Raw genomic sequence first — 19,289 nt, 5'->3', positions numbered from 1 at the left:
ATATGTACCGGGTGATTTGGATGGCAAAATTGTCCCAGGTTATCTTGAAGAGCTAAATGAAGGTTCGAGTAAAACAGAAACTTTCGTCGCCATTCGTGCACATATTGATAACTGGCGTTGGGCAGGCGTGCCATTTTACCTGCGTACAGGTAAACGCATGGCCAAACGCTGCGCTGAAATTGTGGTTGAATACAAAAAAGTATCACACAACGTATACGGTGATAACGTTGGCAATATTGAACCAAATCGCTTGGTGATCCGCCTTCAGCCTGAAGAGACAATTCAATTAACCTTGATGTCTAAACGCCTTGATAATTTAGAGATGCAATTAGAGCCGGTAACTATGAATATTGAGCTTTCACAAGCTTATAGTAATGGTTTTCACTCAGATGCCTATAAACGTTTAATGCTCGATGCCGCGGCAAATAATCCATCACTGTTTATCCATCGTGATGAAGTACGTCAAGCTTGGAAATGGATTGATCCAATTATCGAGCGCTGGCAAGAAAAAGGTAAGCCTGCTTTATACCGTGCTGGTAGCTGGGGACCTGATGATGCTGACGAATTGTTAGCTGAAAACAATCATGTTTGGTTTAACACTGGCGATAAGGCATAACAATGGCAACCATCGTAGAGAAATTTTTTGATTCAAAAGATGCATTAACCGCAGAGTTATCAGCAACGATTGAGCAAAGTTTAGTCAGCGGTATTGAAGCTGATGGCCGTGCCGTACTTATGGTATCTGGTGGTTCATCACCAGCGCCTGCATATAAACATTTGTCTAATTTAGCGTTAGATTGGGCGAAAATAGATGTTGCAATGGTTGATGAGCGCTGGGTTGATGCTGGGCATGATAAAAGTAATGAGGCGTTTATAAAAAGCACCTTATTACAAAACCATGGCGCAGCAGCTAATTTCATTACTATGAAAAACAATGCCGAGACAGCTCAGCAGGGTAATGGCGAATGTGAAACCGCTTATCAACAACTAAAGCGCCCATTTGATGTAACTATTTTAGGTATGGGGCCGGATGGCCATACTGCTTCATTATTTCCGCATGCGGATGGCCTTGAGTGTGGTTTAACCACATCAGACTTAGTCTGTGCAATCAATGCAATTGAAAGTGATGTAACTGGCAGTATTACTGAACGTATGACCTTAACTTTGGCTGCGATTGCGCAATCTAAAGTGGTTAAGCTATTGATCAGTGGTGAAGAAAAACTCGCTGTTTATAAAGCGGCCAAAGCCGGTGGTGATGTAAATGATATGCCATTACGTGCCGTGCTAAATCACCCAACTATTAATATTGAAGTGTATTGGGCGCCATAATTAGATAATTACCCAACACATTAAAATGCAGACTATAAGTCTGCATTTTTGTATCCGTCAATAAAGGGTATTGTCATTGCAGCGGTTTCACATTGTAATTGTTGTTTATATTTGTCAGGGTAAATTCCAAGCAGCTAGAAATACCTCGTCAACATATCACTCAGCAGCAGATCTTGAACTCTTTATTTAACCCTCAGGCAACACCTATTTATTAACACATATTCATGCAATCGAGCTAAAAATCATTTATAGCGAGCAGCGATATACCCTGATTTTTGTCAGGTTTTAAGCTTTTTACCTCGTGCTATAACCGTTCATTCATTTAATGGCATTGCCATCAAGTAGTTTTATAAAATAGAACCCGTTGCTACCAAGGAGTGAAAGGTTTAATGAGCTGAACAGTAAGAATAAAATAATCCCTGAGATATTTAGCCGTAATGAATAAAGTACTTAGAAATAAAGGTAGACATAAGTAGCATAGCTCTTTATAATTTAAAAATGACAACGCTGTCATTGGTATTGATAACTATTTATCTTTACTTCCCTTAGATGAATTATTTGCCCTAATTTATCTGTTGAAATCAGTTTTAAGTGATGCATTTGTAATTCCCCAATCGTGCTAATATCATCACTAGTTAATGAGTTTGGTTCCACTTTTTGAGAATAAAGTGGAACGTTTTTTTTACACATAGATTTAGCAAAGATCATAAAATTCCCCAAAAGAGTATATTTGCTTTTCTCTTTTCAAACTTATTCATGTTATATTCACGCCGTTAAACTGTAACAATTTCTAAACTCTAATTTTTTAATCTATTAATATTCAATTGGTTAGTATTTTTATAGCTATTTTTTTACACAATATGACTAAAAAGATGTAGCACAATTGTAATTTAGAGTGTATGGTTTGTTACTAGATGACAACGCTGTCATCATCACTGGGCAGAAGTGATAAATAAAACCAACAAAATGATTCAAGGGGAATCCTGTGTTAGCTAAAAATTTTAAAAAAAGCTTATTAGCAGTAAATATCGGTCTTGTAATGAGTGCCGGTTTCACTGGTGCTGTATTCGCAGCTGATGAAGTAAAAGTTCAAGAAGACGTAGAAGTCATTGAAGTACGCGGTATTCGCGCTTCAGCGAAAGCCGATATCAACAACAAACGCTTTGCAAACGCGGTTGTAGATTCAATTACTGCAGAAGATATTGGTAAATTCCCAGATAAAAACGTTGCTGAATCACTTTCACGTATTACAGGTGTTGGTGTTAGCCGTGAGTTTGGTGAAGGTGAGAAAATTACTGTTCGTGGTTCTGATCCGACTAAAAACCGTACTTTATTGAATGGTCAAAACGTAGGTACAGCGGATTGGTTTATACTTGATAACCCATCACGTAGTTTTAACTTTACTATGCTCCCTTCTTCACTAGTAAGTAGCCTTGAAGTATACAAATCACCAGAAGCTCGCTTAGATGAAGGTTCAATTGGTGGTACTGTTATTTTAAGAACTCGTAAACCACTCGATTTAGATTCTGGCACGGCTCATATCACATTACAGAGCCAGTATTCAGAATCATCAGAAGAACATGATCCATTAGTTGAAGGTTTTTATTCTTGGAAAAACGAAGACGAAAAGTTTGGTATTTTGATCTCAGGTTCAAAATCTGACCGTACAGTTCGTCGTGAAGGTTTTGAAGTACTAGGTTGGGATGCAAACTCAGCTGACGGTACTTACGCGCCGCGTACTATGGGCGTTCCTGTTTTTCGTCAAGATCGTGAAAGAACAACTTTCTTCAGTTCAATTCAGTTCGCACCTTCTGATGATTTTAGCGCAACATTAAATATCTTAGATTCGAAAATGGATGTTAATAACACTAACTCTAATTTCTTACTTATGAATCCTGGCGCAGGAGCTGACTTAACATACGTAGGCAGTAATGCAGTTAAAGGCACTGGTGGTAGCGATGTTCGTTGGAATCACATCAACCGTATTTCAAAAACAGATACAAACTCAATTCACTTAGATGTTGATTTTGCAACTGATTCTTTCTCTATGAATGTTGAGTTAGGTACTACTGCAGCTGAAGGTGGTACTTTAAATGAAACATCATGGGAATATGGTGGACAAGGTGACTATAACTTCGATTTAACAGGCTCAACACCAACAGTAAATGCTGGGGTTGATGGTACTGATCCTTCTAAATTTAATGGTGGTTGGATTTGGGGTGGTAATAAACCAACAACTGATGATGAGTCATATGGACAAGTTGACTTTGATGTACCTGTAGAATTAGGTGCATTCACAGCTGTTAAATTTGGTGTGAAATATCGCGATCAAAAACGTACACAAGACAGAAATGCATATAGCTGGCATTGGGGTGTTGCAACTGATGGTACAAGCCCTGATTACATGACTCAGATCTTGTCTTCGCAATGTAATACCTTAGCGAAGTGTGATCTTGCTGTCGGTAGTGATAGCGTAGGTGCGGATGTTGTTAATGGTGATATTACGCAACAATTAACGCATAACAGCGCTCAAATGATAGAACTTGGTTTAGGTCCAAATGCCTCTTATGCTGTACATAAAAACTTAGGTGAGATCTTTGAAGTAGTTGAAAAGAAAACATCTTATTATGTACAAGGAGATTTTTCTGGCGATGATTACCGCGGTAATATTGGTATTCGTGTAGCTAGAACAGATCAAGACTCTTCAGGTTACTTATTCTCTTCTGATTCAGCTGGTCTATTAACAGTTAAAAATCCAGGTGAAAATGCAAATTTAACACCAACAACACTTGAATGGGTTACTGAATCTCGCAGCTATACAGAGATTTTACCTAACTTTAACTTGTCATATGACTTAGCAGAAGACCAAATTGTGCGCCTTTCTGCAGCTAGAACAATGGCTCGTCCTAACTTCTTTGATATATCGCCAATTACAGCGCCTGGTGATTTAGGAGAAACTAATCCTACAGCACAAGCCGGTAACCCTAACCTAGCTCCACAAATAGCAAACCAGTTTGATGCCGCTTGGGAATACTATTTTGATGATGCGTCATTATTCGCTGTGACGTTATTCTATAAAGATATTGAAAGTTACCAAACTACTGCTACATCTTCGCAAGATTTTTATGATCAGCAAACGGCTAGCTGGGTTACAGCAACAGTTTCTCGTCCTGCAAATGGAGCGGGTGGTACTACAACAGGTTTAGAAGCTTCACTTCAGTATGATTTAGGTAATGGTTTTGGTGTGTCTGCTAACTATACATACACAGATGCAAATAATGATGGCGAGCGTGATGTGGCTAACCCTGGTTCAGGTTTAGTTATGGGCGCATCAGAAAACATGTTAAATGCTTCTGCATTTTATGAAAATGATATGTTTTCTGTTCGTGCAATGTATAACTACCGCACTAAATGGTACAAAGGACTTCATTCATCAGGTACAGAACTTTGGAATGATGACTACGGTCAGCTAGATTTTAGTACAACTTATAATGTAACTGAAAATATTTCAGTTGTATTAGAAGCTATAAACTTAACGGATGAAAAAGTTGTTGAGTTCAACACTAGTGAAGATCGTGTACTATCTATCTACCAAAATGGTCGTAGATTCGTACTAGGTGCAAATTTCCGATTCTAATCGAACAGAGTGCACAAAAAATGCCGCTGTATAGCGGCATTTTTATTTTTACTGCTTCATTCTTTCTTTTAATGCATTTGCAACGGACTTTAGACTTTCATGAGAGTTTGAAAGAATACCGTGATATTCATTACTTTTATTTTTAAACTCATCTGTTTTCTCAAATACATAATGAGAAAAAAGGGCTTGCCAAGCACGTCTCTGTGATTCAGGCAAATTACGAAGTGTTAATATACTATGTAATAAACTATCTGTTGCCTCTAATCCTAGATCCGATTTTGTAGACGTTGGATCCCACCAATAATTTACGAGTATATTAACAGGATCAATGGCCTTTACATTATGCCACCAAAGTGGAGGTATATAGAGAGCTTCACCGATCTCTAAAGTTGCAGTTAACACTTTCTCCTTTGCGGCTTTAAACTTTGGGTACTTTTCAAAATCAGGGTTTTCAAAATCCACTAAGCTGATTGCAGGGCCAGCCACTGCTCTATCAATGGGTGCTACGTAAAGGTTTTTTATCTCATTTGCAGGTAGCAAATAAAAAGTTCTTTTACCACAAAGGTTTAGGGCTATATTATGCTCAATATCATAATGTCCAGGAACCGTAGCAGCATTGCCTAGCCAGATACGAGGAGGAACGTTGGCTAAAAAGTTAGGTGCAGGGTTCTTAATACAAAAATCAGGTAAACATTCATTTATTAATGCACTTTGCACTGCAATAGTATCTGAACCTTGATTATTAAAATTAATTATTAACTTTTTAAGTACAGAAATAAGTGGTGCGTTGTGTTTTTCAAAAGTGTAGTTTTTAAATTTATTATCCGTATAACCAATTAGACCTTTATACTGCTTATCAATGATTAAAGTATCCACTAATTCAGCAGATGCTTGAGTAACAAGACTTCTAAGAAGCACTAAAGGTGATTGTTTTGCAAGCGTAACACTTGGCCAATGAGAAAATAAATCTGTGATTATAATTGGCTCATTTAAAGTGCACAAAAACTCTTGTATATTGTTGATGTTATTAATGCTTAATCTATCTATTTGCATGCTTTAAATTACCTCTTATACGTGTTATTTTTAAGTAAATAATAATATATTAATAGGTGTTTAATGTCAGATAAATTTGAATTTTTTAACGTGGAAAAACACAAAGGGCAGTATGTAAAAGTTGATGCTAATTTTTCACATATAAAGGATCAACATGTTGTTCCTATCACCCCTATTGAAATTGCCAAAGTAGCACTCAACTTTGCTGTATGTTTTATGAAATCAAACGATGAGAACCCATTTAAAATGGTTGCTATTTTAGGGCTTGAATCGGGCAAAAATGTTTTTTACAAGGATGGTAAGTTTAACGCAATATATGTGCCTCAACATGTTAAAAAGCACCCATTTTCGCTTGCTAAAACCCCAGAAGGTCAAGTTTTTCTTGCTGTTGAAATAGCTGCATTAAATACAGAAAATGATGGTGAAGCATTATTTGACGAGTTAGGAGAGCCATCTGACTATTTGCTTCATAAGCAAGTTGAACTAAAAGAACTTGCCCGACAAGAGGAGTTATCAACACAGTTTACCGGTCGACTGGTAGAACTTGGGCTACTCACTGAGTGTTCTTTTAAATTTGATTTAGGCGATGGCCAAAAAAAGCAAATTTCAGGCCTTTATTCTGTTGATAGGGATTTATTAAAATCGCTGGATGACGAGTCTTTATTGTCTTTACAAAAACAAGGGATGCTTGAGGCTATATACTCGCATCTTGTTTCACTTGGTCAATTTCAACGTGTTATAGATTTATCTGCAAATACTTAATATAACGAAAAATTAAATTTAACAATAATTCAATTCTTATGAAATAAAATATATTTGATTTAAGAAAAAAGCGGCTAAAGATTTTATTAAGTCGCTTCTTTGAATAAAGCCCATACAAAGAGCAGTATTAGGGCATTTAGCTAATAGTATTCAATGGTAACTAATTAATTCACCCGCTTTCACGGATGGTTATTATCGGTCATATACTTTTGTATGAAGCTTATAAAAAACGATAAACTCTTTATCCGTCTTCAACTATCTGAGGAGCTTATTTTTACTTGGTAGCATGCAAATTGACACAAAATTTTCACTTCCTTTTTGCTGTCAAAACCTTTAGCCTTAGGGTACTAACAGCAAAAATATAAACTTATATATAACGGAGCAGTAACATGGCGGAGCAACAAGTACAGCCTTTACACAATGAAAAGCATGCCAACACTAAAATTCAAAACGGCATCAATGTAGAATTTTTAAAAACTCAACACTTAGTGCCAGTTGTTGCACATGAGTTTGCGCGTGTAGCAAATGAGTTTCCTATGTCTTTCGTGAAAAACAACGAAACCGGTCAATTTCAAGCGGTAGCAATGTTTGGTTTAGAACCAGGCGAAAACCTTTTTGTAAAAGATGGTAAGTGGACTGCAGCATTTGCACCTATGGCAACAACACGTTACCCACTTGGATTAGTTAAACACCCACAAGAAGATCAATACGGTATCGTGATTGACGAAGCAAGCTCATTAGTGGGTGAAGCTGAAGGGAATGCATTATTTGAAAACGGCGAAGAAACTGATTACTTAAAACGTCGTAAAGAAGCGCTAGTATCATTCATCGAGTTTTCTCATGTAACTGAAGCATTCACTAAGTACCTTGCTGATAAAGAGCTTTTAGTCGCACAAACATTGACAGTTGATATCAAAGGCGAGAAAAAAGACATCAATGGGATCTACCTTATTGATGAGAAAAAGCTTAATGAGTTAAACGACGAAGAGTTTTTAGAGCTTCGTAAGCGTGGCTACCTAGCACCAATTTACTCATTCCTAACGTCTACACATCAAGTAGCGCGTTTAGCACGTTTAAAAGCGCAACAAGCGTAATTTAAACGAAGTATTAAAAAAGCGCCTTTGGGCGCTTTTTTTGTATCTTTTATCTGGTTAGGGTTGTAATTTAGCTTGAGTTTATTCACATTGGAGGTACTTACTTCCAACACAAGTTACCTGTATGAACAAGTCACTTTTTAGCGCATTAATTAGTGCGTGCTGCTTAACGTTAAGTCCATTAGCTATCAGTGCCAGTACACCTTTCGCTATCGCTATTCATGGCGGTGCGGGCACGATTGAAAAAAGCCGTTTTACTCCAGAGCAAGAACAAGCTTATCGCTCTAAACTCAAAGAAGCGGTAGAAACTGGCTATAAAGTGCTTGAACAAGGCGGTGAAAGTCTCGATGCAGTCACTGCCGCAATCAACGTGTTAGAAAATTCACCGTATTTTAATGCCGGACGTGGCGCTGTTTATACTTACGATGGTAGCCATGAATTAGATGCGTCAATTATGGATGGTCGCGATCGCCAAGCGGGTGCTGTAGCTGGGGTTAAGCATATAGAAAATCCCATTAACTTAGCACGGCTAGTGATGGAAGAATCGGTGCATGTGATGCTCAGTGGTCAAGGTGCTGAAGAATTTGCCAAAGAGCAGGGCGTGCCATTGGTCGAAAATAACCTGTTTGATACAGAAAACCGCTATAAAGCCTTGCTAAAAGCCAAAGAAAAATTAGACAAAGCCAAAGCGACCAGTAAAGATTATCAGGCTGCACATCAGGCGTTACCGGTTAATTATAAAATGGGCACGGTGGGTGCTGTTGCGCTTGATAAAAACGGTAACTTGGCGGCGGGTACATCAACCGGTGGTATGACAGCGAAACGTTTTGGTCGCATTGGTGATGCCCCGGTGATTGGCGCTGGCACCTTTGCTGAAAATACGTCCTGTGCAGTGTCTGCCACTGGCCACGGCGAGTATTTCATTCGTTATAATGTCGCGGCTGATATTTGCGCACGAGTTAAATATCAAAATAAAACCATTGTCCAAGCAGGCGATGAGGTAATTAACGATGTACTGAAGCCGATAGGTGGCACCGGTGGTGTGATTATTGTTGATAATAAAGGCAATATCAGTTTACCGTTTAATACCAGTGGTATGTACCGGGCCAGCAAAACAAATACGCAAGCGACCTATGTAGCAATTTTTAAAGACGAATAATGCGATTATGTCGATGTTCGACAGCCAGTAAACTATGCTGGCTGTGTGTTAAGCTCTAGGCGTTTTTTTTCATAATCGCTTTTGATGATCTCAAGTGCTTTGAGCACATCATCTGCGGCAACTTCATGTTGTTCAAGCAGCATAATTAAGTCTACGGCTAGTTTTACGTGTGTAGGTGCTTGGGTTAACTCTTTACTCATGCTCGGCCCTTTTTTTCGCTATTTGGCTGATTGCTACATCAATGGCGATATTTACTCGTTCCTCCATATGAATGCGTTCAACCTGCGGTAAGTAAAACTCCATATCCACATCATAGCGAATGTAACGGGCGGGTAGTTGGTTTAGTACAGTACAGCAAAAATCAGCCATTACGTCTTCACTATAGTGCTTTTCAAGTTGTCGTTTAATGATTTCTTCAATCATAACTTTTTCATAGTAATTGTGTATATCGTCATGTAATCGCACTGTGTTATCTACCTTAGTGGTATTGAGCTGTTTTTAGTTTATACCAAGTGTGGGTATAAATCGACAATCGCTTAAAAAAGCAGCATCATGTTTGCTTTTGTGGTGTGCTGCGAAAACCCAAGTTCAGTAATCGTGTGTTTAAGTAATTGATATTTAGCAATTGAAAACAATGGCGTGTAGCTGTGTAGCTAGTACAAGCGCAGAGTAGAGTGGGTGATAAAGCTAGCGTAACTGTTGTTTTTCTACTATTTGAATTTTTTCCTCAGTGGCAGATATTGCCTTACGGCAGCGACCAAGGCGGCCATGAAGAGCAAGGATCTCTAAATTAATAGCTTTGGCTTTTACAGGACCCACGTTTTGCATTCTTAACTTACATTCTTCAACCATCAGTACTAAGCGGCGCTCAAACTCGTGATTTTGTTTAAGTTCGTCATACAGCTCATGGGCGGGTTGCATAATTTGTTTTACGGCTTGTTGGTAAGGTGCCGATTTATTGAATGTTTTACTGCGGGCTTTGTAAGTGCTTTTATTTTCTTTTTCCCAAATCGGCGTAGATTTTATAACATTAAATACGGCTTGTACCTGATTACCGATCCGCTCTAAAGCATAATTATGAGCATGGCGACGCTCCAGTGGTGGAAGGCTATTAACTTCATCTTCAATTTCTAACACATAATCAACTAATTTCATGCTTTTAGTAGTAAACACCCCACGGTCAAATAAACTGGGTTGCGCTTGCATATAACGGTTTTTAGCAAATAGCTTGGCTTTATCAAATTGCTCAGCATGCTGCTTTAAGGTTGCAACCTGTTGGCAAAGCTTATCAAAAGAAGCTGTTCGCATTTTATAAATAAGCCTCGTAAATTAGTTTTAACGCTAAAATTATCACCACAGTATTGAAAACTGGGCGAATAAACTTACTGCCAAACCGAATTGCTGAATGAGCGCCAAGCCAGGCTCCAAACATCAAAAAGAAGCCCATAGTAATGCCGAGTAAAAAGTTAACATGGCCAAGTGCGACAAACGTTATAAGAGATACAAAATTTGACACAAAATTCATTGAACGGGCTAAACCACAGTTTAGCAGTAAACTCATTTTATACAGTAAGCTATTTGACGCAGTCCAAAAAGTGCCGGTGCCAGGGCCTGCCAGCCCATCAAAAAAGCCTAAGCTTAAGCCTTGCAACCATTGTTTTATTTTAGTTGCTTTATTCAATGGTGGAAGATCATCGTGCTCTACCGTGCTTAAATTGCCAAACAAACTATAACAAGCGACTAGAATAATCACGATGGGTAATAGCTTGTTTAAAAATCCGATACTAAGGTAATCAACAATTAGTGTGCCAATTAACGCGCCAATGGCGGTTGCGATAATTGAAGCGGCCCAGAATCGAGGATTAAATAGTTGCTTACGAAAGTAAGTCACACTTGCAGTGAGTGAGCCAAAACTCGCGGCGAGTTTATTAGTACCGAGTGTTAAATGGGGGGGCAGGCCTGCAGTCAAAAGTGCGGGGACAGTTAACATACCGCCGCCACCGGCCACTGCGTCTATAAAGCCTGCGGCAAGCGCTACGGCGCAAAGAAGTGCCCAAGTTGTTGGGTCTAGTGCAAGTTCAAACATTAATAATCTATTTGTCTTTTAAAGGGTGGTAATGTGTCAAGCATGGCTTTGCCATATCGCTTGGTTACTAAACGGCGATCGAGGATGGTAATACGGCCTTGATCGTTTTCTTTACGCAGCAGTCTACCACAGCTTTGCACTAATTTCTTGGCCGCATCAGGCACTGTGATAGATAAAAATGGATTGCCGCCTTTGCTTTGTACAAACTCTGCTTGTGCCTCTTCAATGGGGGAGGTGGGCACCGCGAATGGGATTTTAGTGATCACTAAGTTCTCAAGGTATTTACCGGGTAAATCTAGCCCTTCGGATAAGCTTTGGGTGCCAAATAAAATACTGCCTTTGCCCGCATCTATATTCTTTGTGTGTTGCTTTAACAGTGCTTCACGTGACATTTCACCTTGCACTAAAATATCGAGGTTTTTAGCGCGCAAGGCTTTTACTACATGATCCATTTGCCAGTAAGATGCAAACAACACTAAATTAGCGTGTTGTGTATTTAAGTGATCCGGCAATACTTTGGCCAGATGATCACTAAACTCTTTATCCGTCGGCTCGATGTGTGAGGTGGGTATATGCAAGGTGGCTTGATTAGGGTAATCAAACGGAGAAGGCACTTTCAAGTATTTTACACCTTCTTCTTTAGTCAGGCCGCTTTCGTAAGCAAAATGATCAAATGAACCAAGCGCAGTCAGGGTTGCTGAGCATAAAACCGCGCCTGCGCATTGTCGCCACAGTTTATCTTTTAAATAGTAGCCAACTTCAATAGGGCAATCGCTGAGTAGATGGTCGTGATGATTTTTGTATTCTAAACGCTTGATCCAACGCGCATGTGGTGTGCCTTCCCCCTTGGTGGCATAGCTATACCACAGTTTATTTAGTTGCTCTAAACGATTAATGTAATGACCGCTTTCGCCTAAAATAGGATCGGCAACATAGGGTTTGATATCACCATCACTGACATCTTGTACTAAGGTATCGTGCATTTTATTTAAGCAGCGCAGGGCATCGAGGGTGGCTTCGCTGATATCTTTGGCTTTAGTGTGCAACGATTCAGGTATTTCACCATGTTCAAATCGGTATGTATCGTCTTTTGAATAGTTAAAATCGGCATTATCCAAAATATCGCGAACAACTTTTAAGTCTTTATTGGCATCATTAATACTGTCACAAAGCTTAAAGTTTTGCCCAATGGCTTTTTGACCGACTAATACTTTGGCCATTTTGCCACTAAATTTAGTGAGTTTATCAAGCCAATCAATGGTGCCTTTAATGGTGGCTGCGGCAGATGAAAAGTCACGCGTAATATGAGCAAGGTGATGGGCTTCATCAATGACGTAGATACTATTATCTGGCTCGGGCAAAATTTTCCCGCCACCTAAGTCAAGATCAGCCAATAATAATGAATGATTAATCACTAATACATCCATTTGCATTAAGCGTTGGCGAGCAAGCTGAAAAGGGCAGGTTTGATGTGCTTTCATTTGCCGTTGACAAGCATGTTTATCACAAGCAATGAGTCCCCACACGCGATCAGGAATGGTATCTGCCCAGCTGTCTCGATCGCCTTGCCATTTTTTATTAGTATAAGCATCATAGAGTTGCTGCAAACATTTGGTTTCCATTGCACTCAGTGGCGAAGTAAGCGTAGGCATAAACTCCATTTGCGTTTGATTATCACCATTGACCGCATTATGTAGTTTGTGAGCACATAGGTAGCGCTGGCGGCCTTTGACTAAATCAAACTTGAAATCAAGGCCTGAATGCTTTTTAAAAAAGGGCAGTTCTTTACTTATCAATTGCTCTTGCAGTGCTACCGTGGCGGTCGAAATAATTAACTTCTTTTTTTGCGCAAGCGCCAGTGGTAACGCGCCTAAACAATAAGCCAGCGATTTACCCGTACCAGTACCTGCTTCAATAACGCAAATTCGTTGTTTTTTGTGGTACTCGCCCGCCAGTGTTTTGGCAATTTCGGCTACTAAGTAATTTTGGCTACTGCGAGGGCGATAATCACTGAGGTTATCGGCCACATGCTTGTGAATTTTTCTTATCGTCGTTTTTAATGCATCAGAAAGCATGGGTGAATAACCTAAAGTATGTATATAATTACAGTGCTGTATATTAATTGGGATCGAACATTGACACAAGCAATCTATCAAGGCTTTATACTTTCTAGGCAACAATATGCCGCTGATAAGTATAGCCGCCATAGCGGGATCACCCTGTGTTATTGGCTAAGCTCAGATCATGGGCCGATAAAAGTGCTAGTGCCAAATCAACAGGCGGTGTTTTTTATTCCAGCAAATCAGCATGCTCTTGCTGAACAGTTGTTTTTAAAGCACAACATCAATGTTGAATTTAAAGATGTTGCTATCAAACACTTTAGTGGTGAACAATGCATCGCTTGCTATTTTTCAAGCTCGCAAGCGTTATATCAAGCAAGACAGCTTTTAGAAAGCCAATCTTTCGAAAACCAGATCACAGTGTACGAAGGAGATGTACGCCACAGCGACCGTTTTTTAATGGAACGTTTTATTCGTGGTGGGGTGTGGGTGACCGGTGATGTAACTCAGCAAGCAGGTTATATTCAAATTGATAACGCGCAGTTAAAAGCCGCTGAACCGTATACACCACAGTTTAAAACGCTGTCATTGGACATTGAATGCAGTGGTGAGGGAGTGTTGTTTTCTGTCGCTTTAGTGGGAGAGGGAATTGATTGCGTAATTATGGTTGGTGAACCTGAGCATTGCGAACAAGCAATCCAATGGTGCCATGATGAAATTGATTTACTGACTCAATTACAACAGCTGATACAACAAGTAGATCCAGACATTATTATTGGTTGGAACGTCATTGAATTTGATTTTAATGTACTTAATCGGCGCGCTGAGGCGCTAGGCGTTAAATTATTGCTGGGTCGAGGTAATGGTCAACTACAAATACGCGAGGGGCATTTTACCCGTTTAACCCTGCCAGGGCGCTGTGTGGTCGATGGCATTGATACGCTAAAAAATGCTACTTATCATTTTGATAGTTTTTCACTTGCGAATGTGAGTCATAAAATACTAGGCGAGAAAAAGTTAATCCAAAGCGATAACCGCTTGAGCGAAATTATTCGTCAATTCAATGAAGATAAACTCTCGCTTGCAGCTTATAACCGTCAAGATTGCGTGTTAGTTAATCGTATCTTTGCAAAGTTAAAGCTGATTGAATTTGCCATTGTTCGCACGCAATTAACAGGGCTTGAGCTGGAACGAATGGGTGGCTCAGTGGCTGCATTTACTAACTTATATTTACCGTTATTGCATCGTAGTGGCTATGTTGCACCGAACTTAGGCGATCATGGTTTATCGTTTGAAAGTCCTGGTGGTTTTGTGATGGAGTCAATTCCTGGGCTGTATAAAAATGTCATCGTGTTGGATTTTAAAAGCTTGTATCCATCAATTATGCAAACGTTTTGTATTGATCCGCTTGGGCTAATTCGCGGCTTAGCAGATCCAGACAACGCGATAGCCGGTTTTAAAGACGCATTTTTTTCTCGCACTGAGCATCACCTTCCTAATTTAATAAAAAAGTTAGCCTCATCAAGGCAACACGCAAAAAACACTGATCAACCCATGCTGTCGCAAGCTATAAAAATCATCATGAACAGTTTATATGGCGTGTTAGGATCTAAAGGATGTCGTTTTTGCGATCCACGTTTATCAAGCTCCATAACTTTACGTGGCCATGAAATCATGCAAACCAGCAGACAGTGGATTGAAGAGCTTGGTTACACCGTTATTTATGGCGATACCGATTCAACATTTGTCAGTTTACCCGACGATCTAGATGCCGCAAGTTGTAAAGAAATCGGCAAGCAATTAGCTAATACGATCAATAAAAAGTGGCAGCAAACAATAAAACAGCGCTTCGCGACACAAAGTTATTTAGAAATAGAATTTGAAACACTTTATAGCCCATTCTTTATGCCAACTATCCGTGGCAAAACCACCGGTTCAAAAAAGCGTTATGTTGGTCAAGTGCAAAAAGATGGTGAAAAGCAATTAATTTTCAAAGGGATGGAAACTGCGCGCAGTGACTGGACCCAGCTTGCCCATGAATTTCAAACCGAACTGTTTGAAACTTTATTCAGCGACAGTTTTACTGTTGAAATGTTAACACCCATTATTGAAAGTTACATTACGCGTTTATACGCAGGAGAGTTTGACAATAAACTTGTTTACAGAAAAAGACTCGGCCAACATTTAATTGATTACCAAAAGAACATCCCGCCGCAAGTACAAGCAGTAAAAAAATACCAAGCAACTCATCCTGAATTTGTGATCAGTAAAGGGCAAGTTGTTGAGTATGTGTATACAAAATCAGGCGCAGAGCTATATATAGAGCAAGTACCAGCAACTGAGTATCAGTTTGACTACAACGTATACGTCGAAAAGCAACTAAAACCAATAGCTGAAATGATATTCAATGCCTTAGATTTGACAAATGGTTATCTAAATGTGAAACAAAAAAACCTTTTTTAAAAGTTCCAGATACTATTTTAACTTTAATTTACTTTGCTTTTGGATGTTTTGTTCGTTTTTCGTTCGTATCGAGTCTTTTTTTACATTTTTATCATTTATTTTGTTTTTTTGTTTAAAAATAGGTAAACAAAACTTGGCAAAAGTGGTTTTTTTTGTTTAATATCCGAGAGCAGTAACAAAATGTGTTTGTTGCTTGCGATAATTTATATAAAAATAATCCACAATATAGTGGTCCAGGGAGAATCAAATGTTAAATAATAAAGTTTCAAAAGCAGTTCGCTTAGCGATCGCTTTTGGTGCAGTATCAACAGCTGCGTTTTCTGCCAGCTCATTTGCTGCAGAAGATGAAGGTGTAGAAAAAGTAGAGCGAATTGAAGTTACAGGCTCTGCAATTAAAAGAACAGACCTTGAAGGAGCTCTTCCTGTAACTGTATTGTCTACAGCTGATATTGAGAGAACAGGTGTTGATAATGTTGCAGACTTAATGCAACAACTACCGTCTATGCAAGGTTTTACGACACCATCTGATTCAGTTGGCGGTGGCGGTGGTGGTATAGCTACAGCATCAATTCATGACTTAGGCGCTCAGTATACACTTGTTTTATTAAATGGACGCCGATTAGCTCCGCGTGGCTCGGGTAGCACAATAGATTTAAACTCAATTCCTTTAAGTGCGATTAAGCGAGTTGAAGTACTAAAAGATGGCGCCGGCGCATTATATGGGTCTGATGCAATTGCGGGCGTAGTAAACTTTATTCTTAAAGATGATGTAGATGAAACTACAATTACTGGCCGTGTTAGCAAAACTCAAGAAGGCGGCGGTGATTCTTGGAATGGTAGTATTACTACGGGTTTTGGTGATTTTGATAAAGATGGCTTTAGTGTGGTTCTTTCATATAGCCATGACGAAAAAGATCGCCTAGCTGCTGTTGATCGTGATTTTGCTAAAACGGGGATCATAGAATTTGAGAATAATAACAGAAACCTATATTTCTTTAACGGTTCTCCTAATGCAATTCCTGGTAACGCTCAAGTAAATTACGCCGATGGTACAGTTCATCAGTTTAATCCTTACCAAGAGCAAAATGGCCAATGTGCTGAGGATAATTCTCCTGTAGGCGATTGGTGTTTCTTCGATTACACAACAACGATTGAAATTCAGCCTGAGAGCTCACGTGATAGCTTCATGGTAAATAGTAAATTTTCAGTTACTGATGATATAGAAGCGTTCGTAGAAGGTAGTTATTCTGACTATTCAATGACAACTCGAATTGCTCCTTACCCTTCAGGTGGTATTCCTATCCCTGTAGGCTCTCCTCTTTATAATCAATATTTAGAGCCTAATTTACTTGATGGATACACATCTGCAGATGTATCTTCTGCTTTAGGAGTATGGCGAGCGCTGCCTGCAGGCAACCGTACAACTGAGTGGAATACTAAATCGACTCATTTTGTTGTCGGAGTTGAAGGAATCATCGCAGATGAAATTGATTTTGAGACTGCCTTTACTTATTCAAAAAATGATACAGATCAGAACTATCCAACAGGTTGGTTAATTGGTAGTAAGGTTGGAGGAGCCGTTGCTTCAGGTGAAATCGATATTTTTGCACCACAAGGCACTGTAACTTCGGAAGAAGTTGCTAACTCTGGAATTGTATATAGCGGTCCTTGGTCAAACAGTTCTACTGAAATGAAAGGTCTTGATGCAAAAGCTTCTATGCCTTTATTTGAACTTAGTGGCGGTGAAGTTTATATCGCTTACGGCGCTGATTATCGTACATACGACTTTGATAATACTTTATCTCCTGCGAACCAAGACTCAATCATTCTGTTCTTAAGTGCTGATACACCATATTCATTCTCAAGAAATGTTTGGGGCGCATTCACAGAATTAGTTATGCCTGTGTTAGATAACTTAGAAGTATCAGCTTCATTAAGATATGACGATGTTGGTTCTGTTGAAGATAATCTAAATCAAGTTACTGTTAATGACGGTGATTCTGATACAACATATAAGTTAACTGCGAAATGGCAAGCAACTGATGACTTGTTAATTCGTGGTTCTTATGGAACGGGTTTCAAAGCTCCATCAATGTTAGATATTGGTCAACCAAGAGCTGAGTTTGGTGTAACAAGTGATACTTATGTTTGTCCTTTCGAGGGAACTGGAGATCCAAAAGAAGCATGGTGTAAACCAGGAAGATCTCAGTATAATGTTTATACTCAAGGTAACCCAAACTTAAAAGCAGAGACCTCTAAACAATACACTGTTGGTTTCTTCTATGCTCCAAATGGTGATTTCAGTTTTGGCATGGATTACTGGGCAGTTGACATGGAAAATTTGGTAACAAGCTTAACCGAAGGACAAATTTTTCAAGATTCTGAAAGATATTATGATTTATTCTCATATAAAACTAACGTGTTAACAGGTGTAGATGAACTTGCGATTGTTCAAGCAAGTGTTAATGTTGGTTCTTCTGAAACATCAGGTATTGATTGGGATTTAAATAAGAAGGTTGATCTTGATATTGGTACATTCCGCCTAGGTTGGACTGGTACTTATATGATTGAAAGCCAATATACACGCCCTGGTACTACTGATGATTGGATTACTAGTATGGGACAGTTTGGTGATAACAATGCTGTAACTTTTAGAGTTGTTTCACAACTTCAACTAGGCTTAGAGCTTGGTGACTTCTATAATAACTTTACAGTTAACTACCGCTCAGGTTACATGGACCAATTCCAATCTGCTAGTAAGTGTAGTGTTACAGTAGAGGATGCATTGGGTGATTGTGCGGATGTTCAATTGGAAATATCTTCTTATACTAAAGTTGATTACCAAACAAAATATGACATAACAGATCAAGCAGCCGTTACTTTTGGTATCAACAACTTATTTGATGTTGCGCCAGATCTAAGTCTTCGTACCGGTGGTGCTGGACACCAAGTTGGTTATGATCCTCGTTATACGGACTCTTATGGCCGTACTTTCTATCTATCAGGTCAATATAAATTTTAATTAGATAGCATTTTATCTAATTAGACAGAAATAAACCTGTTTTATAAATCTAATGTCAGTCAGTTTAAAACCGACTGGCATTTTTTTCGCAAAGCTGAGGGGTTATACCAATCTGCATAAAGATTAAGTCAATTTTATCCAGTCTCTAGAGCATATGCTTTTAACCGTATCAGGAACTGAGATGAATTTATTCCACGCTTGCGATACCTGTTCGACTATTTCTTCATAACCACTAAATACACGATTTGATCTGTCATTCCGCACTCTATTCTCGAATTAAAATCGTTCAATAACTAAGCATGTTTTTGCCTTTTGTTAAAAACTTTTTGACGCCGATCCCGAGTTTTTATCTATTACTCTCTTTTGAGAGCACAATATTATACCAATACTATTTATTAAGTGATCAAATTTGTCCATGCTCTAAAGCACATATGCTTAACGTTAGTAATATTTGAACGAAACACATTCCACGCCCTACTTACTTGCTCAACCGGATTAAGTTCTGGTGAATAAGGAGGCAACGGTATCACCGACACATTTTTAATCCCTTCATCAACATTACCCATATGCCAGCTTGCGCGATCAACAATAACCACTGCGTGCCGTCCACATGGCGTAGCATCT

Annotated in this window: 14 protein-coding genes and 1 pseudogene; 8 read left to right on the top strand and 7 right to left on the bottom strand. The window is 39.0% G+C overall.

Annotation, left to right across the window (positions count from 1 at the left end):
• From ENH88_RS02005 to ENH88_RS01995, 3 genes and pseudogenes are all read left to right on the top strand, one after another.
• Positions 1 to 616, top strand: a pseudogene (locus ENH88_RS02005) (glucose-6-phosphate dehydrogenase); the annotation flags it as partial.
• 2 nt (positions 617 to 618) lie between these two features.
• Positions 619 to 1,329: a 6-phosphogluconolactonase gene (pgl, locus tag ENH88_RS02000; protein ID WP_304178913.1), complete on the top strand. Its 711-nt coding sequence runs from the start codon at positions 619 to 621 to the stop codon at positions 1,327 to 1,329.
• A gap of 985 nt (positions 1,330 to 2,314) precedes the next feature.
• Positions 2,315 to 4,966: a TonB-dependent receptor gene (locus ENH88_RS01995; protein WP_304178911.1), complete on the top strand. Its 2,652-nt coding sequence runs from the start codon at positions 2,315 to 2,317 to the stop codon at positions 4,964 to 4,966.
• A 48-nt stretch (positions 4,967 to 5,014) separates the two neighbouring features.
• Here the strand turns inward: ENH88_RS01995 and ENH88_RS01990 are convergent, their stop codons facing one another.
• Entirely contained in the window at positions 5,015 to 6,019 is a 1,005-nt protein-coding gene (locus ENH88_RS01990; protein ID WP_304178910.1) for a cupin-like domain-containing protein, read from the bottom strand.
• A 63-nt stretch (positions 6,020 to 6,082) separates the two neighbouring features.
• On the opposite strand from ENH88_RS01990, the gene ENH88_RS01985 reads away from it, so the two are divergent.
• The 3 genes from ENH88_RS01985 (at position 6,083) to ENH88_RS01975 (ending at position 9,034) form a co-directional block, all read left to right on the top strand.
• Positions 6,083 to 6,781 carry a SapC family protein gene (locus ENH88_RS01985; protein WP_304178908.1) on the top strand — a complete coding sequence of 233 codons (699 nt, stop codon included), beginning with the start codon at positions 6,083 to 6,085 and terminating at the stop codon, positions 6,779 to 6,781.
• A 389-nt stretch (positions 6,782 to 7,170) separates the two neighbouring features.
• The gene (locus tag ENH88_RS01980) at positions 7,171 to 7,875 is read left to right on the top strand and encodes a SapC family protein (protein WP_304178906.1); all 705 of its coding nucleotides are present in this window, start codon (positions 7,171 to 7,173) and stop codon (positions 7,873 to 7,875) included.
• Positions 7,876 to 7,999: 124 nt separating this feature from the next.
• Positions 8,000 to 9,034: an isoaspartyl peptidase/L-asparaginase family protein gene (locus tag ENH88_RS01975; RefSeq protein WP_304178904.1), complete on the top strand. Its 1,035-nt coding sequence runs from the start codon at positions 8,000 to 8,002 to the stop codon at positions 9,032 to 9,034.
• Positions 9,035 to 9,066: 32 nt separating this feature from the next.
• Here the strand turns inward: ENH88_RS01975 and ENH88_RS01970 are convergent, their stop codons facing one another.
• The 5 genes from ENH88_RS01970 to dinG all read right to left on the bottom strand — a co-directional run bounded on the left by ENH88_RS01970 (position 9,067) and on the right by dinG (position 13,195).
• On the bottom strand, positions 9,067 to 9,234 hold the full coding sequence (locus ENH88_RS01970) for a DUF2496 domain-containing protein (RefSeq protein ID WP_304178902.1): 168 nt from the start codon (positions 9,232 to 9,234) through the stop codon (positions 9,067 to 9,069).
• Positions 9,227 to 9,499: a late competence development ComFB family protein gene (locus tag ENH88_RS01965; protein ID WP_304178900.1), complete on the bottom strand. Its 273-nt coding sequence runs from the start codon at positions 9,497 to 9,499 to the stop codon at positions 9,227 to 9,229. The genes ENH88_RS01970 and ENH88_RS01965 overlap by 8 nt, the downstream gene beginning before the upstream one ends.
• A gap of 222 nt (positions 9,500 to 9,721) precedes the next feature.
• The gene (locus ENH88_RS01960) at positions 9,722 to 10,342 is read right to left on the bottom strand and encodes a primosomal replication protein (protein ID WP_182767869.1); all 621 of its coding nucleotides are present in this window, start codon (positions 10,340 to 10,342) and stop codon (positions 9,722 to 9,724) included.
• Between the two features lies 1 nt (position 10,343).
• Entirely contained in the window at positions 10,344 to 11,120 is a 777-nt protein-coding gene (locus ENH88_RS01955) for a sulfite exporter TauE/SafE family protein (RefSeq protein ID WP_304178897.1), read from the bottom strand.
• Positions 11,120 to 13,195, bottom strand: a complete 2,076-nt coding sequence (gene dinG / locus ENH88_RS01950; RefSeq protein WP_304178895.1) for an ATP-dependent DNA helicase DinG — start codon at positions 13,193 to 13,195, stop codon at positions 11,120 to 11,122. The genes ENH88_RS01955 and dinG overlap by 1 nt, the downstream gene beginning before the upstream one ends.
• 60 nt (positions 13,196 to 13,255) lie before the next feature.
• Here dinG and ENH88_RS01945 point away from each other — a divergent pair, with 60 nt between their 5' ends.
• The gene (locus tag ENH88_RS01945; protein ID WP_304178893.1) at positions 13,256 to 15,643 is read left to right on the top strand and encodes a DNA polymerase II; all 2,388 of its coding nucleotides are present in this window, start codon (positions 13,256 to 13,258) and stop codon (positions 15,641 to 15,643) included.
• Between the two features lie 247 nt (positions 15,644 to 15,890).
• Positions 15,891 to 18,665: a TonB-dependent receptor gene (locus tag ENH88_RS01940; protein WP_304178892.1), complete on the top strand. Its 2,775-nt coding sequence runs from the start codon at positions 15,891 to 15,893 to the stop codon at positions 18,663 to 18,665.
• Between the two features lie 395 nt (positions 18,666 to 19,060).
• Here the strand turns inward: ENH88_RS01940 and ENH88_RS01935 are convergent.
• A partial coding sequence (locus tag ENH88_RS01935) for a transposase (protein ID WP_349768640.1) occupies positions 19,061 to 19,289 on the bottom strand: 229 nt, incomplete at its 5' end.

It is taken from the genome of Pseudoalteromonas prydzensis, from assembly GCF_011050055.1.
In the GTDB taxonomy this organism is placed as follows: Bacteria; Pseudomonadota; Gammaproteobacteria; order Enterobacterales; family Alteromonadaceae; genus Pseudoalteromonas; species Pseudoalteromonas prydzensis_A.
The sequence above is the reverse complement of the archived record's forward strand: the minus strand, read 5'-3'. Positions and strand labels throughout refer to the sequence as shown.